The sequence below is a fragment of the Algoriphagus sanaruensis genome (assembly GCF_001593605.1).
GTDB classification, from domain to species: domain Bacteria; phylum Bacteroidota; class Bacteroidia; order Cytophagales; family Cyclobacteriaceae; genus Algoriphagus; species Algoriphagus sanaruensis.
The window spans coordinates 3145891-3163117 of record NZ_CP012836.1; the positions used below are offsets into that span (position 1 = coordinate 3145891).

Genomic DNA, 17227 nt, shown 5'->3' on the forward strand with positions numbered 1-17227 from the left:
GATTTAATTTCATTAAGTAGAACTCTCTATTCAATTAAAAAATTTATCAATTTAAAATCAATCATATTATCAACATCTACTGAATCTTCCTCATTCATTATATATTTCTCAATCTTTTTAAATTCTATAATTTGAATAGATTGTATTGACTGGGTTTTTATAAAATAGATAGCTCCATTAAATTCCCAAATTTTTGGAGAATCTTGCCTTCTTTCATAATTTCCATCCTTTGATTTCCTTAAGAAACCATTTGGCTGTTCTTCATAAAGATTGAAGTAGGGATTTGATTTACTTTCTTTTACTGAAACCACCATATCTAAATCATCACTCCAAAGTTGATAAGCCTCCTGAATATGATGAGAAGTACGCAAGGGACTTGTGGGCTGTAACAAACATATTTTTGAATAATTCCGCATTAATTCATTTTGGTAAAATTCCAGCGCATGCAATAGTACCTCTCTAGTTCCCGAGGTATCAGTAGCCAATTCGGCAGGACGTAAAAAATGAACGTTTAGCCCATAATCCTCAACTACTTTTTTTATTTCTAAGTCATCTGTAGAGATACAAATATTTTCATCACTTGTCACACCTCTTGCAGCATCAATAGTATAACAGATCATTGGTTTACCATTGATAGGTAAAATATTTTTCCTTGGTAGTCCCTTCGAACCACCTCTAGCAGGAATAATAAACAGTGTATCTGTAATCACAATTTTATTTGATTAATTTCTATTTGTGCTTTCTGATAGTCCTCATGCTTGCCGATATCCAACCAATAACCCAGTAAAGGATATGCAACCACTTTTTTTCTTTCCGAAATTAATACCTCCATCAAATCAGTTGCATTAAAATGATTCTGTTTTGGGAGAAAGTCAACTACTTCTTTTTTCATCAAATAAATACCAGCATTTGAATAATGAGTATAAGTGGGTTTTTCTTTTAATCCTTTAACTAAGCTATTTTCCGTTTCCATTACAGCATACGGAATATTGACTTGATATGGAATACAGGCTACAGCAAGGTCAGCCTCCTCCTTCTGGAAAAACAAAAAGAAATCTTCAAAATCTATGTTGGTTAAAAGATCAGAGTTCATCATCAAAATATGATTATGTACAAAATCATTAACTAATCCCAATGCTCCTGCTGTTCCTAAAGGATCTTTCTCCCAAACATATTTTAAACGAATTCCCTTTTTAGATCCATCTCCAAAATATTCTTCCAGTTGTTCTCCTAGATATCTAAGAGATAACCAAATATCATCCACACCAAAAGTAGCAAGTCGATCAATATTATGCTCTATAATGGGTTTATCTCCAATTTTTAAAAGTGGCTTGGGAGTAGTGTCTGTCAGTGGCTTCAATCGCTCTCCTCTTCCTCCTGCCATAATCAATGCATCAACGGGTAAATATGACTTTTGATGTTTGAAATTGACTACATTGAGAATCTGCATCTGAGCATTGACCACAGGGAAAATAGAAAAATGCTTTTTCCTTAACTCAATGATCTCGTTCAAATCATAATTTCCTTGTTGGATATATTTTGGGTTTGGTTGAATAAATTCTGATAAATGATTTTCAAATCCCAAACCTTTGATGAATCCTCTTCTCAAATCTCCATCGGTTAGTGATCCTAGCAAAACATTATTATCATCAACCAGAAAAAGTATGGCGTCAGATGCTAAAGTATCAAGTTGCTTTAACGCTTCCCTGACAGGGGTATTGATATCGGTTATATGCCTATGAAAAGTTTGCATACGTTTCTTTTAGAGTTCGTAAAATGGAAGAAGACGGGTTAGGCTTATAATAAAGATTATCTCCTTCAAATTGCTTTTGGGAATAATCAATAGCACTTCTCTCAATCTGATCAGAATCAAAAGGTAAATGGATTACATTTTCTCCAGCCAATCTTCCTTTTTGCCTATTACCTAAATTCAAAACATATTTTTGAAAAGAGGCCGCTTCTACTATTCCGCTTGAAGTATTCCCTATCAATAATTTGGAATACTTCATACAAGTGAAATAGGATTCGGTTCCAAAGTTTTCTATTAATTTGATATTTGTGTAATGCTTACCTAGCTTTTCAAAAGCTAATCTAAAAACTATACCTGCAGTATCTGCATTGGGCATTGTAATAACTATCTGATAGTTAACGGACAAGTGCTCCAGGGCCAAACAAATCTCTCTACAATATTTCTCATTAAGATTAAAAGCAACAGTTTCAGGATGTACTGTTACCAAGATGGTGTCAATATTGAGATCGATTCCCCACTTTTGCTGAAATTCATGGACTGTGAGTAAAGGCATAGTTACTAAATTCTCCAAACTGAGTGAGCCCACATTAAAAATTTCAGCTTGCTCGTCATCCAATAATTGGATCAACCTTTTTTTAAAAGCTTCAGTCGAAACAAAATGAAGGCTACTGGAAAGGGAGATACTGTGCCTGTAAATATTGTCAATTGCCCCAAGAGTAGTTTCCCCTCCATGGAGATGAGCTATTTTCACTTGATAAGGCACCGAGGCAGCAACTGCAGCTGCCATTTCAAATCGATCTCCCAAGGCAAAAACAACATCAAATTCATCATGATAGTTTTCCCAAAATTCAGAGAATTTCAGGGCTGTAATAGCATAAGCAGATGAAACAGCATTAGGTGTATCTCCTAACAATAGAGACTCTAATTTCCGAAATGCTTTGAATCCATCGGCCTCTATTTGGGACAGAGTATATCCGTGAAGTTTGGACAAGTGAGTTCCAAAAACAATAATCTTGAGATCAATATCCTTATCACTTTTCATTGCCTTTAACAAAGGTAAATAGATTCCATAATCTGCTCTTGAACTGGTCAATAACCCGACTCTTATCATCTCAAGTGCTCAATTAAGAGTTTCGACCCTTTTTTTAGGTCAAATAAAAGTTCCTTTCCAAGAACTTCATCAATCTCCATAGGAGAAATACCATCCCCAGGTCTAAGAGCAATCAGATAATCTTTGCTTATGACTTCACCCTTTTTTAAATCCCTATTCAAATGAAGACTTTTCCTTGCAATAGCAATATTTTTTTTCTCACTAGGGCTTGGCTCCTTGATTCCAGACCCTGCGATTGCTTTTTCAATATTCCGAATTCCTTGGACCATGGCTTTCAATTCCTCAGGCTCTAAGGAAGCAGCATGATCCGGACCGGGTAAATTTCTATCCAAGGTAAAATGCTTTTCAATGACGCAAGCCCCAAGTGCTACTGCGGCAACAGGCACTTCTATTCCCAAAGTATGGTCTGAATACCCTACTTTAACTCCAAGTTCATTGGCCATTAGGTTCATAGCCAAAAGATTTACATCCTCCATGGGAGTTGGATACTCCGTATTGCAGTGAAGAACCGTTATTCTCTCCTTCTTTATCCCTTCTTGAATAATTGCATCCATCGCTGCCTTCACTTCATTCAAAGTAGCCATGCCTGTTGAAAGAATAATATCTTTACCTTTTCTGGCTATGTGCTGTAGATATGGCTTATTGGTGATTTCACCTGAAGGAATCTTATAAAACGGAATTTCCAATGTATTCAAAAAATCAATGCTTTCTGAATCAAATCCTGTAGAAAGAAAGTTAATCCCTTTCTCTTTACACCTCCCTATCAAAATAGGGTACCAATCCTCTCCCATCTCCAGCTTTTTGAGCATACCAAATTGGGTATCCTCATCATCTTTCATATTGTTCCTTTGGTAGACTGCTTTCTGAGCGGTTGGATTCACTATTTTCTCCGCCTTGAATGTTTGAAACTTAACGAAATCAGCGCCAGCCTCAGCAGCAACATCGATCAACTCTAATGCCTTAATAATGTCTCCATTATGATTAACTCCTGCTTCGGCTATAACCATCACATGTTTGCTACTCATAATTTTCTAAGTTTAGAACCAACCCAAACACCTTTTTCCAAAATATGAGATATTACCACACTTCCTGCTCCAATCACATTTTCAGAACTTATCATAAGATTTTGTTTCACAACAGAATTAGCACCGACGAAGCATTCTTCTCCAACGGAAACATTTCCACAAAGCACCGCACCCGGGGCTACATGGACGAAATTGGAAACCTGACACTCATGTTCAATAATACATCCGGAATTTAAAATCACACCCTTTCCTATTTTGGTTTGACCATTCACAATTACATTTTTCCCAATGTATGTTGATGGATTAATTAATGCTGTTCTTGAAACGTTGGCACTTGAATCAACTGCCACAAATTGGTTCAAATGAAGCTTTTCAAACAATCCTATTAAATTTTTTCTGATCGAGTTATCACCTATTGATGGAAAAACAAGATTATTGCCCACAATTGATTTGACATCTACCTCTTTTTCATATCCAAAATAATCCAGGCCATAAGGATTATTTTCAGCAGCTTTGAAATCAAAATACCCTTTAACCTGATATCCAGCATCCAAAAGTGACTCAATAATCACATAAGCGTGACCGGAATAGCCAAAAAGAAAAACAGAATTAGAAACGGACACTACTTGGAATATTAACTATACGTTCTTCCAAAAATTCAGCATTCTTTTGACCATCTCTGTAACAATCCTTATACATTGGCAATCGGTACATTAGCTGCCAAATGGGTCGAGTCATCATTCCTGAATCATTGGTCTCTTTCAAAAAAGCATTTCGCGCTTCAAGATTTTCCAATTCTACAGCCATAAGCCAGTAATTTACTCTAGTATTTTCGAGTTCTTTTCTGAAAATCATTTTCTTACTCTCAAAAAAATCTGCATAAGAATTTGCTAATTCTCTCTTATTTGCCAAAAATGAATCTAGTTGCTCCAACTGTCCACAAATCAACGCGGCATTCAGATTAGGCATCCGGAAATTATAACCTACCTCATCATGGAAAAACTCATATGGATGAGGAACCTTTGCTGTCGTGGTTAGGTGCTTACCCTTTTTTCCAAAAGCCTCATTATTGGTCACGATCATTCCTCCTCCACCGGAGGTGACAATTTTATTACCATTAAAGGAAAATACTCCAAGATGCCCAAAAGAACCGGTATGCTTTCCCTTATAGTAACTGCCTAGGGATTCAGCGGCATCCTCAACAACTGGAATATTCCATGAATTACAAACTTCTACTAATTCATCTAGATGAACAGGAAAACCAAAAGTATGCATTGGAACACAAGCACTAATTCTTTTTCCAGTTTTTTTATTATAAGTACCTGATTCTCTTTTTTCCCCAAACTCAACCAAAAAATCGGAAACTGAATTGGGAGAAAGGCCCATGGTATCATAATCAACATCCAAAAAAACCGGTTGAGCCCCATTGTAATAAATGGCATTGGCAGTCGCCACAAAAGTAAGTGCTTGGGTAATTACTTCTTCTCCCCTTTGTACACCTGCCAATTGCAAGGCTATTTGCAAACCCGAAGTACCATTGACCACTGCAATAGCTTTTTGAGATTGGCAGATTTCAGCCATCATTTTTTCAGCTAAATCAACATAAGCCCCTACGGAAGAAACAAAAGTCGAGTCTAAGGTATCTAATACATATTTCCGCTCATTTCCAGTAAAAACAGGAGCATGAAGTGGAATAAAATCTTTGGATTTAAATTTTTCCTGAATAAACTGAATTATTTCTTTATAGGCCATGATCACATTTTGGCATCCAAATACTTTCCCGTTTCCTTATGATCAAATGCGGGCAATAATTCATTAAATAAATTGAGCAAATCAGTTTTTGCCCACTGCTTTTTCTCTTTCAACTTTTGGATTTCAGAAAGGAACCATTCCAACTTTTCATCTGCATATGAAAGGCTACTTTTCACGATTCCTAAATTTTCGAACCTATTCAAATCCAATTGTTCCCCTTCCATAAAGAATTCTTCAAAATCCTTTTCTCCTGTGGTATCACTTTTTGTAAAGTAGCAGGGCCAAACTTCGAATTCGCTCGGTGAAATGCCTTTTTTCTCTTCGTTTTCAAAAAACTGACGGGCTTCTTCTTCAGATGAACAGATGTAGGGCTTGTAGCCTAATTGGTTTAAATAGTTTATTGCAATTTCAGCGAAGGTGATTAAGTGTAATTCTTCACTAAGCTTTGGAAAGAATATATCCTTATTGTCTCCTAATAAGCATGACATTAAACAGAGTTCTCCTGACTCCTGAGGAGTTACAAAGTATCTTTTGATATCATTTGGAGCAACTATAGGTTGTCTTTTTTGAATTCTTTGGTTAAAACCGTGAAGCAAAGACCCATCAGAAAAGGCTACATTGGCAAACCTAGCTGTAGAGATTGAAATATCCTTACTCTCTCGCATTAAATATAGCTCCATGATCCGCTTGGAAGCTCCCATCATATTAACTGGGTTAGCTGCTTTATCTGTGGACACGCAGAAATATTTCTTTACTCCTTTTTCTTTGGAGTGACGAATAGTCTTGAGGGTATTTAGAATATTGACCTCAATCATCCGCATTAAGGTAAAGGGGTCTTTCTCACTTCTTACATGTTTAAGTGCAGACAAGTTCAATACATAATCATATTGACCATCTGATTCTATAAAAGCATCATAAATTGGTGATGAAATATCCAAAGCAAAAGTCCTGAAATCTCCCTCAATATAGCCAAAGGAACTTCTGATATCCCTTACAAGCTCCACTAGATTGTTTTCACTGATATCAATAGCATGCAGTTTTTTTGGATTTCTTTTAAAAATTTCCTTAGTCACAGCCTGACCAATAGATCCTGCAGCACCAATGACCAGAAATTTAGAGTTTGATACTATTTGGGATAAAATTACCTCATTAGAAGATATATCTCTTTCAAAAAGCAACTCAGCTCTTCCTATAAGATTAAGTATATTCATATCTATTTAAAGTCTCGCATCCACTTTATCTTTCTCCAACACACCCTTCACATCAAACACCACCTGATTTTCTGATTTCTGAATAGGCAAGGATTTGAATTCTTTGTGAGCCACTGCAAGAATAATTGCAGAATAGTCTTCGAGAACTGGCTTGGCTCCAGCATTGATCACCTCTATTCCATATTCATGTTTTACCTCCTCTGAATTAGCCCAAGGATCATACACACACACGTCCATATCAAAGGACTTGAGCTCCTGGTAGATATCGATCACCCGGGTATTTCGCACATCGGGACAGTCTTCTTTAAAAGTAAAACCCAGTATCAACACATTAGAATCTATCACCTTCAGATCCTTGCGCATCATCAGTTTGATCACCTCAGTGGCGACATGCTTACCCATGGAGTCGTTGAGACGACGTCCTGCCAGAATTATCTCCGGATGGTAACCTACTTCCTGAGCTTTTTGGGCCAGGTAATACGGATCCACTCCGATACAATGCCCTCCCACTAATCCTGGTCGGAAATGCAAGAAATTCCATTTGGTTCCAGCAGCTTCTAGCACCTCTTGTGTATCGATACCAAGTAAATTGAATATCTTACTTAGCTCATTAACAAAGGCAATATTGATATCCCTCTGGGAGTTTTCGATTACTTTGGCTGCTTCAGCTACCTTAATTGAAGAGGCTTTATGCGTACCAGCAGTGATCACAGACTTATAAAGTTGATCCACATAATCTGCCACTTCAAGAGTAGAACCAGAAGTAACTTTAAGGATTTTGGTTACTGTATGTTCTTTATCACCTGGGTTGATCCTTTCTGGGGAATATCCTGCGAAAAAGTCTTCGTTAAACTTCAATCCTGAAACTTTCTCCAAAACAGGTACACATTCCTCTTCAGTCACTCCCGGATATACCGTAGATTCATAAATCACCACATCTCCCCTTTTCAATAGTTTCCCTATCATTTCTGAGGCCTTTAACATAGGCGTCAAAACGGGTCGGTTGTGTTTATCTGTTGGAGTAGGTACGGTGACAATGTAGATATTTGCAGAAGAAATTGGGCCCACAGCATCTGTTACCAAAAGTCCCTTTCCTTTTTCATCCAATTCTATGGAAGTTTTTACCAAAACTCTTTGAAGAAGCTCATCTTCTACCTCAAGAGTCCGATCATGACCCTTTTGGAGTTCATCTACCCGTTGAGGATTGATGTCGTAGCCTATTGTTTTAAATTTTTCTGCAAAAGCGGTAGCTAAGGGAAGTCCTACATAGCCAAGTCCAATAATGGCTATTTTACTGTTTTCTAAGTTGGTTAGCATCTAAAAATTGAAATCGTTAATCGTTAATCGTTAATCGTTAATCGTTAATCGTTAATCGTTAATGATGTTTTTTACTACTTTTTAAATAATTCTAAATCCCCCCTCATCATATCCTCTACCAATCCAGCTAGATCATATTCAGGTTTCCACCCAAGCTGAGTTTTGGCTTTGGTTGGGTCACCGAGGAGAAGGTCGACTTCCGTTGGGCGGAAATAGCGAGGATCAACTTTAACTAAAGTATCGCCGACGTTCGGGGTTCGGGGTTCAGTGTTCAGGGTTCGAAGTTCGGGGTTCGGGGTTGGGAACTCAGAACTTTGAACGCTTAACGGATTTCCTGTCGCTGCTTGGTATTTCTGCTCATCTATAGCATCGAGAATTCCGACTTCATCGACTCCGGTTCCCTCCCATCGGATGGTGAAGCCTACATAATTAAAGGCCATTTGGACGAAGTCGCGGACTTTGGTGGTTTTGCCGGTAGCGATGACAAAGTCTTCGGGTTGGTCTTGTTGGAGCATTAGCCACATGGCTTTGACGTAGTCTTTGGCATGTCCCCAGTCACGAAGTGCGTCCAAGTTGCCCAAATAGAGACAGTCCTGCTTTCCCATAGCAATTGCTGCTGTGGCCATAGTAATTTTACGTGTTACGAAGGTCTCGCCTCTACGTGGTGACTCATGGTTGAAGAGAATCCCGTTGCAGGCATACATCCCATAGGCTTCCCGGTAGTTTTTGGTGATCCAGAATCCGTAGATCTTCGCCACCCCATAAGGAGAGCGAGGATAAAATGGAGAGCTTTCGTCGTAAAATCCTGCTGCATTCTTATTCTCAGGCATTCCCCCGTAGAGTTCGGAAGTAGAAGCCTGGTAGATCCGAGTCTTTTTCTCCAATCCCAAAATCCGAACTGCTTCAAGGATTCTAAGCGTTCCAATTCCATCCACATTCGCTACATATTCCGGAGAGTCAAAGGAAACCTTGACATGAGACATGGCTCCTAGGTTGTAAATCTCATCTGGTTGCACTTCCTGAATGATGCGGATAATGTTGGTGGAGTCGGTCAAATCCCCGTAGTGAAGTGTAAAGTTGACATGACCTTCATGCAGATCCTGATATAAGTGATCGATCCGCTGGGTATTGAATGAGGAGGCACGGCGTTTAATGCCGTGAACTTGGTAGCCTTTTTCAAGGAGCAGTTCCGCCAAATATGAACCATCTTGCCCTGTTATACCTGTAATTAAAGCTGTTTTCATTTTTATTGGAGCACGGAGGCTTTTTTGTTACACGGAGTCTCTCGGGGTTGAACATGGAGGCTCACGGAGTTTTTATTTTTTTGGAACACGGAGTTTCTCGGAGGTAATCACGGCGTCCCACGAAGTATTTTTTTAGTTTTACAGCGTTCCGCTGGGTCTATTCTTGGAGCACGGAGGCTTTTTTGTTACACGGAGTCTCTCAGAGTTTTTATTCTTTTTGGAACACTGAGTTTCACTGAGTTAATCACGGAGTCTCTCGGAATATTTTTTTTAGTTTTACAGAGTTCTGCTGAGTCTATTTTTGGAGCACGGTGGCTCACGGAGTTTTTGTTTTTTTAAATTATAAACCGGTGTATTCCTTTTACAAGACTTTTAGTCCTGAAATTCAACAATAAGCCAATTCTATATCCAGAGAATTTCAAATAAGTTAAAACCTGCGCTTTGTGAACATCAGTAATTTGTTCAACTGTTTTCAACTCCAGAATCACTTGGTTTTCAACGAGTAAATCTATTCTATAGCCACATTCAAGTTTAATATCCTCATAAACTAATGGGACTGGAACCTCGGATTTAACCTCAAAACCTAGCTTTTCCAATTCATATTTAAGACAAGCTTGATAAGCAGATTCAAGAAGGCCTGGGCCAAGTTTAGAATGTACTTTAAAAGCACAATTCAAAATTTGCCCAGTTAGTCCTTCTTTTTCAAGCATGTTTGTTTGGAACAAGGAGTTTAGCTGAGTTAACACGGAGGCTCACTGAGTATTTTTTTTAGTTCCACGGAGTTCAGCGGAGGATTGCACTGAGTCTCTCGGAGTTTTTTTACAACACGAAGTTTTACTAAGTTTATTTGTTTTTACTCTGTGTAACTCCGTGTCTCCTCTGTGGGCCTCTGTGTTCCAAAAAAACGAGCTTGCGAGCATTAGATTTTTACTTCTTTGAATGAGTCCTGATGCTCGAGGAACCATTGATAAGTCTTTCGGATGCCGTCCTCGAGGTTGGTCTTAGCTTTCCAGCCAGCGGAGGTCATTTTGGAGACATCCATGAGTTTACGTGGGGTGCCATCGGGTTTGGTGGAATCCCAGATAATTTCTCCGGTATGTCCGACGATTTTCTGGATCATTTCAGCCAATTCTCTAATCGTCAGGTCTTCTCCCGTACCTACGTTATAAAGGTTATCAGAGAATTTATTTTCCATCGCAAAAACTACAGCGTCTGCTAGGTCTTCCACATATAAAAACTCCCTCATCGGCGTACCACTACCCCACAGGGTCACTGTGGACTTTGGACCATGGACTGTCGACTGGCTTGCCTCATGAAACTTCCGGATCATAGCTGGAAGGACATGGGAGGTTTTTAAGTCGAAATTATCGTATGGACCATATAAATTGGTCGGCATCAAAGAGATGTAGTCTTTTCCAAACTGCTTTCGAATCGCTTCACAAGCTTTGACACCAGTGATTTTTGCTATGGCATACCATTCATTGGTAGGCTCGAGGGAACTGGTCAATAGATATTCTTCTTTGAGTGGCTGAGGAGCCAATTTGGGATAGATGCAGGAAGAACCTAGGAAAATAAATTTCTTAACATCCGCTTTCAAGGAGGCATCGATCAGATTATTTTGAATCTGCATGTTCTCCATCAGAAACTGATAGGGATACTCGTTATTGGCCAAAATCCCTCCTACCCGAGCTGCCGCATCAATGACGACTTCAGGTTTTTCAGTCTCGAAAAAGTTTTTGACAGCTTCCTGATTCCTTAGATCTAGTTCAACCGAAGTTCGCCCAATCAATTGGAGATATCCTTTGGATTCCAAAGCTCTCCAGATGGCGGACCCGACCATTCCTCGATGGCCAGCAATGTAGATTCGGGTTTGAGAGTTCAAGATTTAGTGGAGATAAGGGTAAATGGTTCGGGGTTCGGGGTTCGAGGTTCGAGGTTCGGGGTTTCGAGTTCGGGGTTCGGAGTTCCGAGTTCGGGGTTTAGGGTTCGAGGTTCGGGGTTCGGAGTTTCGAGTTCGGGGTTCGAGGTTCTAGGTTCTGTCCCGATTACTATCGGGATCGGGGTTTAGAATTCTGACCTATAATTAAAGTGATGAATTCAACATCCCTTCAATTACTTGCTCCATATTCATTTTGGCTTTCCAAGCTAGCCTTTGACTTGCTTTTTCTGGATTTGCTTTGGAAATAGCAAGATCAGTTGGTCGCATCAATTCCGAAGATTGCTCCACATGATTTTTCCAATCGAGTCCTAGTTTGGAAAAAGTGGTGGACACGAAATCCTGGAGTGTAAAACTTTGACCCGTTGCAATCAGAAAATCCTCTGGTGTTTCCTGCTGGAGCATTAGCCACATGGCTTCTACATATTCAGGAGCCCAACCCCAATCCCGAGAAATATCCATTCGGCCAAGGATTAATTTTTCCGAGGAGCCTTCCGCAATTCGCTTGGAAGTTTGGATGATTTTTTGGGTTACAAAGCGTTGGGGACGCAAGGGAGATTCATGATTAAATAAGATTCCCGTGCAGGCAAATAGCTGATAGGCTTCCCGGTAATTATTGACCAACCAAGTAGCAGAAGCTTTTGCCAAGGCATAAGGACTTCTGGGTTGAAATGGCGTAGATTCCGTCGCAGGAATCCCCAGGGTATCTCCAAAAGCCTCACTCGAACCTGCATGATACACTTTGACGGGGTAATTCATCATTTTCACTGCCTCCAACAAATTGAGCACTCCGATGGTAAAGCTTTGAATCGTTTCTACGGGCTGCTCGAAGGAAAGTCCGACCGATGATTGTCCGGATAGAAAATAGATTTCGTCCGGCATTGCTTTTTTGATGGTTACCCAAACCGACCTAAAATCCTCCACATCCATGGATACAAGTTGGATTTCTGATTTAATCCCCAAGAAATTCAAGTTTGAAAAAGAATTCCCCTGGGCATCTCTGGACGTTCCCCATACCTCATAGCCTTTTGTTAAAAGCAACTGAGCGAGGTAGGCTCCATCTTGTCCACTGACTCCACAGATTAGGGCGGATTTTCTTTTCAAAGCTAAAGGGTGAAGGTTAAGGGTTATTGGTTATTGGGTTGTTAGTTCGGTCCCGATAGGTATCGGGATCGGATTTCGGTACCGATAGGTATCGGATTCGGAGTTTGAGAATAATAGGAACGAACCCAAAACCTGGATTTTAGAAATATTAGATCAAATCTGGCTTTTCTTTTTCCAGCCTTTCATAGACCTTTTTTACATCTTGGGCTTTTTCACGTTGGAGGACCAGAATGGCATCTTCTGTCTGAATCAAGAGTGTATTTTTCATTCCTGTAAACTCGGTATGGACAGGTGTTCCAATAACCATATTCCCATTTTCATCCTTAGGATGGCCTTGGGCTTCAAGGTATTCATAGATGGATTCAAAACTTCCCATATCCGACCACTGAAACTGGGCAGGCACGACTTTGACCTTTTTACTTTGCTCCATCACCGCATAGTCAACGGATATGGATGGAATTTGAAGGGAAAGTTCGAGCTCAAGTTTTCCTTCCTTCGATCCTTCCCATGCGATTTTAGAAGCCGCATATAATTCAGGTTCAAAAGATTTCAATTCTTCCAAATACACTCCAGCCTGAAAGCAGAACATGCCTGAATTCCAGTAAAAATTTCCTTTTTCGATAAAGCTTTGGGCAGTTTCAAAATCAGGTTTTTCCCGGAAGCTCAACACTTCCTCTCCCTGAAATTCAATGTATCCAAAGCCTGTTTCCGGGTGGGTGGGCTTTAAACCAAAGGTGACCAAGAATCCTTGTTTGGCGAGCTGAATAGCTCTATAAACTGCTGCAGCATAGGTTCCATCCGCATGAATCAAATGATCCGAGGGAGTGACAAATAGAATGTCTTCCGGTTGGAGGGCAAAAGCAGCAAAAGCAATTGCTGCGGCGGTATTTCGAGGGCAAGCCTCAATGATTTCCTGAAACTCTTGAATTCCTGCCCCATCAAGGTCCTTTCGGGAAAGATGGTAATTGTCTGCATTTCCTACCACCAGAATCTGATCACAGAATTCCTGATTCCGAATAGCGGTTCGCTGAAAAAGCGTTTTTCCTTCAAAAATAGGCAGGTATTGCTTTGGTCTAGCTTTCCTGGACAAGGGCCAAAGTCGGGAACCTACTCCCCCCGATAAAATTACATTGACTATTTTCATGCGTTTACCCTTGATTAAAAATGAAGATTTGGATTGAGCTGAGAAGATTAATGGTTATTGGTTATTGGTTATTGGTTATTGGTTATTGGTTATTGGTTATTGGTTAAGTTAATCTTTTAGAAAAAGCACTTTTTATTAGACCAAAGTTTGGTAGTGCATCAGGGTTTCTTGGGCCATTTTTTTCCAGGAAAACCGTTTGGTTTGGGCATATCCTTTTTCAATCAAGTCATTACGGAGTTCTGTATCCCAAGCAATCTTTTCCAGTTGGGTTTTCATTTCCTCCACATTTAAGGGATCAAAAGTCAAGGCTGCATCCCCTACTACTTCTGGGAGAGAACTGCTATTGCTACAAACTACCGGGCAACCGTAAGCCATTGCTTCCAAGGGAGGAATTCCAAATCCCTCATAAATAGACGGATAGACAAAGGCATGGGCTTTCTTATAGAAACCTGCAAGCAAGGGGTCATCCGCTTTAACGTGCCTCACTTGATCTTCCCGAAGGTTTAAATCCCTAAAGAGTTGTTTTTCTTCTTGGGAAAACCCGAAGTTGGCAATCGAAACAATGTCAAACTCACGCTTCAGGTCTGCCGATGCGGCAAAAGCCTGAATAAAGCGATTGAAATTTTTGTGTTGCATCCGGATTCCTACAAAAAGGAAAAATGGCCGATCCATTGCCTTGGGGTAGACAATTTGATTTTCCGGAATAGGTGGATCAGCGGCTAGGTGTACCACTTTCACTTTTTCCTCAGGCACCTTGAAGAGTTCGATGGTGTCTTGTTTGGTATGATGTGAAATCGAAAAAATCAAATCTGAGCGGTCGAAAGAGGCCTGCTTTTCCGCAGTTTTCAATTGAGCTTTAGGAAATAAGTCTGGGTATTTCTCATGAAGCGCATCATAAATTGTCGTCACCCGAGCTTTACTTTTTCCTTTGAGGATTGGACTAGACTCAAAGTAGGTCTCGTGAATAATATCCGGAGTTTGAAGGATGGAATAAGCCTCGTTCCACAGATTGCCTGCTTTGAAAAGGGCTCTGAGTCCCTTTTTCGGATACTTATCGAAATGAAATCCATGAACCAAGTCAGATTCTAGCTCAGAAAGATATGCATTCATATAAACACCACCCATGACTTTAGGCTTTTGCTCCAGATCGACCAATTCTTCAATTAATCGCACAAAATACTTGGAGATTCCCCCATACTTCTGCAGCCGAAATATTTGATTATCAAAATGGATTTTCAAAGTACTTGGGGGTTAAGAGCCTTTGGTTTCCCGAAATGGCGCCAATAAAATTTTTTGACTGATAAGGGAAACAAGGTTTTCAGAAGATTGGCAAAAGAGAAGTTAAGCGGTAGCTTTCTGTTTAGAGGGGTTTTGGCCAAAGTTTTCCAAAATAACCTTTTGTAGGGATGTGTACTTCCCAAGTTCCAGGGCTTAGATACTCCCGTAAAATGAATCAGGAAGGGATTTGCTTTTGCTTCTTCCACCTGAAATTGATTTTTATTTAAGTGCTTTTTCGTGGAACCACTTGGGATAAGCAATTCTGTTTGCACATTCCATTTGGGATGTAATCGCATCCAGTTGCCTTTCAAAATGGCATTAAGCCCACATTGGTCAGCATAGAGGATTCGGTCAGGAAATGTGAGAATGTAGTTGAGTACCTTTTCTCCTAGACTCATAGCTCTCCATTTATCTAGATTGAGCAACATCACACCGGAATTAAAATAGCCTTCATCGGAAGAAAGTTGAAGTCGGTGGAAATCATTTACCAAAGCATCCTCGACTGCCGCCAAGGGATAATCTCCCAAGTCGATATTCCAGAGGGTATGCAGAGGGGCTCTAAGAATAATATCAGAATCTAAATAAATGATTTTGGATTCCTCAAAAAGGTCGGCAGCCAAAAGCCGGAAATAATTTGCCGGAGAAAAGTGAAGGTTGGTTTTCAAACTTAAGAATTCAGACAAATTTACTTTTCTCGGGGAGACTTCCTGACCTCGGAATTCTATCAGATTAACCAAGGGCGATACCCAATCGTGGTTTTCGTCTCCAATGACTAGGTAAAACTTTAATTTCCAATCAGCATGGAGTTCGAGGATCGATTCGATTGCAGCAGCAGCAGGAACGAGGTATTTTCTATCTACTGTGAAGAATAAAACAATCTGTTCGTCCTTCTCCATTAATTGATTGGTATTAGAAAAACCATTTGAGCATTTCTAAAGGTAAAGAATTGCTTTGGCTTGATACAGCTTCGCCCTTTCAGTCCCATTTTTCGAAAAAAAACAATCCTGAGATTGGATTTTTTGAAATGGCCTTAGCGACTTTGTTATTTATGTAATGCGCTTCCGTGCTGGAAGGTATTTTCTAAAATAGGGTAAAAAAATGAGTTTTTACCGAAGAATAATTTTGGGATGTGCTGTTCACATATCAAGCCAAATTTACCCCAATTGAGTAAAAATTGTACTCATTTTTTGTCCAATTTTTCTATTAAATTTTGAGCCCTATTTATTTGTATTTGGAATACAAAAAGGTTCAGAAAACCTTAGGAAAGTAATTTGGAATCAGGATCTTTTTTCCATAACCAAATTTGAGTATGTCCAAATTTTTCCACGAAGGCCATTTCCCCCAAATCATTCTCCCAAAGGACAGAATCTTGATTTAAAGGGATGGAATCTCCATGAAGAGAGGCTATTTTGAGAATGAAATTCTGGGTTTCTGCGCCGTAATCGTACTTGCGATAAAAGTCACCGATGGGTTTTCCGTCAAGCGAAAATCGATATAGACTCACTGGGTTAAGCCCATGCTTGAAGGTAAATCGGGAAACTGTAAAATCCTTTCCGTTTCTTGATCCCTCGCAAATTACTGAAGGAAGCAAATCCTCCGAATATTTCGGAAGGAGAGGTATTATTTGAGCAATTTCTATATCCAGTTTTTTTCGGACTACCTCCTGCCCATCCCTCCGATGTTTAAATTCTCGAAGCATTTGATAGGGGTCAAAGAATATCGGCTTACCCTGGAAGCGATAGCAGTATTCCTGTCCATTAAGACTACGTTTTTCCAAGGAATACCCTGAAACCAACTTTCTTAAGAAATTAATCATTCAAAATTTGAATTATGGGTGCAGCGAGGCACTAAAATGAAGTTCAAACAACTACACAAGTTTAGGCCCCACAGCACGAAAAAACAAATGAAGTTCGTGTTAAGAAATAAGTTTTAGGTAAAATAGGAAACAAAACCTGTTTCCTATTCTTGTATTTTATTGGATATAAGAATTTTAATAAAAATTTGTGTTTACTTATTTTTTTTGGGTTTGAATAACTTTTTTTTGAGGCGAAGTTGATAGGTACAGATTGGTAATGGGGTTTAAAGATGAATGAATACGGTTTGAAATTTTGAGACAAAAATTTCTTCAAGATTAACTGGTCAGGGGAACTTCAATCTTCTTCTTTCTCCCAACATTTGAAGCCAAATTTGGCAAAAGCTTGTGGTCTGAATCCGGTATTTATGAGCCACATTCATCACGATTCAAATCACCTTACAATTAATTTCTAGTGATCGCTATCATTTTTTGGCATAACAAACCCTGATAATTGATTTTAACAATGACCCCAGCGGGGTCACAAATAGGTAGCCCAGCGT

The 17227-nt window shown here is 39.5% G+C and carries 16 protein-coding genes; all 16 read right to left on the reverse strand.

The features are described 5' to 3' along the window. Nucleotides 1-26: 26 nt before the first annotated feature. The 16 genes from AO498_RS13830 to AO498_RS13905 all read right to left on the reverse strand — a co-directional run bounded on the left by AO498_RS13830 (nt 27) and on the right by AO498_RS13905 (nt 16688). Entirely contained in the window at nt 27-710 is a 684-nt protein-coding gene (locus AO498_RS13830) for an acylneuraminate cytidylyltransferase family protein (RefSeq protein WP_236778604.1), read from the reverse strand. Continuing rightward, nucleotides 707-1753 (reverse strand): nucleotidyltransferase family protein, encoded by a 1047-nt coding sequence (locus AO498_RS13835; RefSeq protein WP_067548864.1) that lies wholly within the window; start codon nt 1751-1753, stop codon nt 707-709. The genes AO498_RS13830 and AO498_RS13835 overlap by 4 nt, the downstream gene beginning before the upstream one ends. Next, on the reverse strand, nt 1737-2861 hold the full coding sequence (neuC, locus tag AO498_RS13840) for a UDP-N-acetylglucosamine 2-epimerase (RefSeq protein WP_067548868.1): 1125 nt from the start codon (nt 2859-2861) through the stop codon (nt 1737-1739). Before neuC ends, AO498_RS13835 begins: the two co-directional genes overlap by 17 nt. After that, a complete protein-coding gene (gene neuB, locus AO498_RS13845; RefSeq protein ID WP_067548871.1) occupies nt 2858-3886 on the reverse strand; it encodes an N-acetylneuraminate synthase in 1029 nt (342 codons plus the stop codon). The genes neuC and neuB overlap by 4 nt, the downstream gene beginning before the upstream one ends. After that, nucleotides 3883-4509 (reverse strand): NeuD/PglB/VioB family sugar acetyltransferase, encoded by a 627-nt coding sequence (locus AO498_RS13850; RefSeq protein WP_067548873.1) that lies wholly within the window; start codon nt 4507-4509, stop codon nt 3883-3885. Before AO498_RS13850 ends, neuB begins: the two co-directional genes overlap by 4 nt. Then, a complete protein-coding gene (locus AO498_RS13855; RefSeq protein ID WP_067548877.1) occupies nt 4496-5638 on the reverse strand; it encodes a LegC family aminotransferase in 1143 nt (380 codons plus the stop codon). The genes AO498_RS13850 and AO498_RS13855 overlap by 14 nt, the downstream gene beginning before the upstream one ends. A 2-nt stretch (nt 5639-5640) precedes the next feature. Then, nucleotides 5641-6849: a UDP-N-acetylglucosamine 4,6-dehydratase gene (locus AO498_RS13860; protein ID WP_067548878.1), complete on the reverse strand. Its 1209-nt coding sequence runs from the start codon at nt 6847-6849 to the stop codon at nt 5641-5643. A 6-nt stretch (nt 6850-6855) separates the two neighbouring features. Next, entirely contained in the window at nt 6856-8166 is a 1311-nt protein-coding gene (locus AO498_RS13865; RefSeq protein WP_067548881.1) for a nucleotide sugar dehydrogenase, read from the reverse strand. Between the two features lie 74 nt (nt 8167-8240). Continuing rightward, complete coding sequence (gene gmd / locus AO498_RS13870) at nt 8241-9410, reverse strand: GDP-mannose 4,6-dehydratase (protein WP_067548883.1); 1170 nt, start codon at nt 9408-9410, stop codon at nt 8241-8243. 335 nt (nt 9411-9745) lie between these two features. Beyond that, nucleotides 9746-10120, reverse strand: coding sequence for a GxxExxY protein (locus AO498_RS13875; RefSeq protein ID WP_067548886.1), 375 nt, complete (start codon nt 10118-10120; stop codon nt 9746-9748). A 209-nt stretch (nt 10121-10329) separates the two neighbouring features. Next, a complete protein-coding gene (locus AO498_RS13880; protein ID WP_067548892.1) occupies nt 10330-11292 on the reverse strand; it encodes a GDP-L-fucose synthase family protein in 963 nt (320 codons plus the stop codon). 201 nt (nt 11293-11493) lie between these two features. Then, entirely contained in the window at nt 11494-12450 is a 957-nt protein-coding gene (locus AO498_RS13885; RefSeq protein WP_067548895.1) for a GDP-mannose 4,6-dehydratase, read from the reverse strand. 148 nt (nt 12451-12598) lie between these two features. Continuing rightward, nucleotides 12599-13594, reverse strand: coding sequence for a mannose-1-phosphate guanylyltransferase (locus tag AO498_RS13890; protein ID WP_067548900.1), 996 nt, complete (start codon nt 13592-13594; stop codon nt 12599-12601). Between the two features lie 135 nt (nt 13595-13729). Then, on the reverse strand, nt 13730-14833 hold the full coding sequence (locus AO498_RS13895) for a glycosyltransferase family 4 protein (protein ID WP_067548903.1): 1104 nt from the start codon (nt 14831-14833) through the stop codon (nt 13730-13732). Then, nucleotides 14830-15768: a glycosyltransferase family 8 protein gene (locus tag AO498_RS13900; protein ID WP_067548909.1), complete on the reverse strand. Its 939-nt coding sequence runs from the start codon at nt 15766-15768 to the stop codon at nt 14830-14832. Before AO498_RS13900 ends, AO498_RS13895 begins: the two co-directional genes overlap by 4 nt. A 362-nt stretch (nt 15769-16130) precedes the next feature. Further along, nucleotides 16131-16688 (reverse strand): hypothetical protein, encoded by a 558-nt coding sequence (locus AO498_RS13905; RefSeq protein WP_067548911.1) that lies wholly within the window; start codon nt 16686-16688, stop codon nt 16131-16133. Nucleotides 16689-17227: the final 539 nt, after the last annotated feature.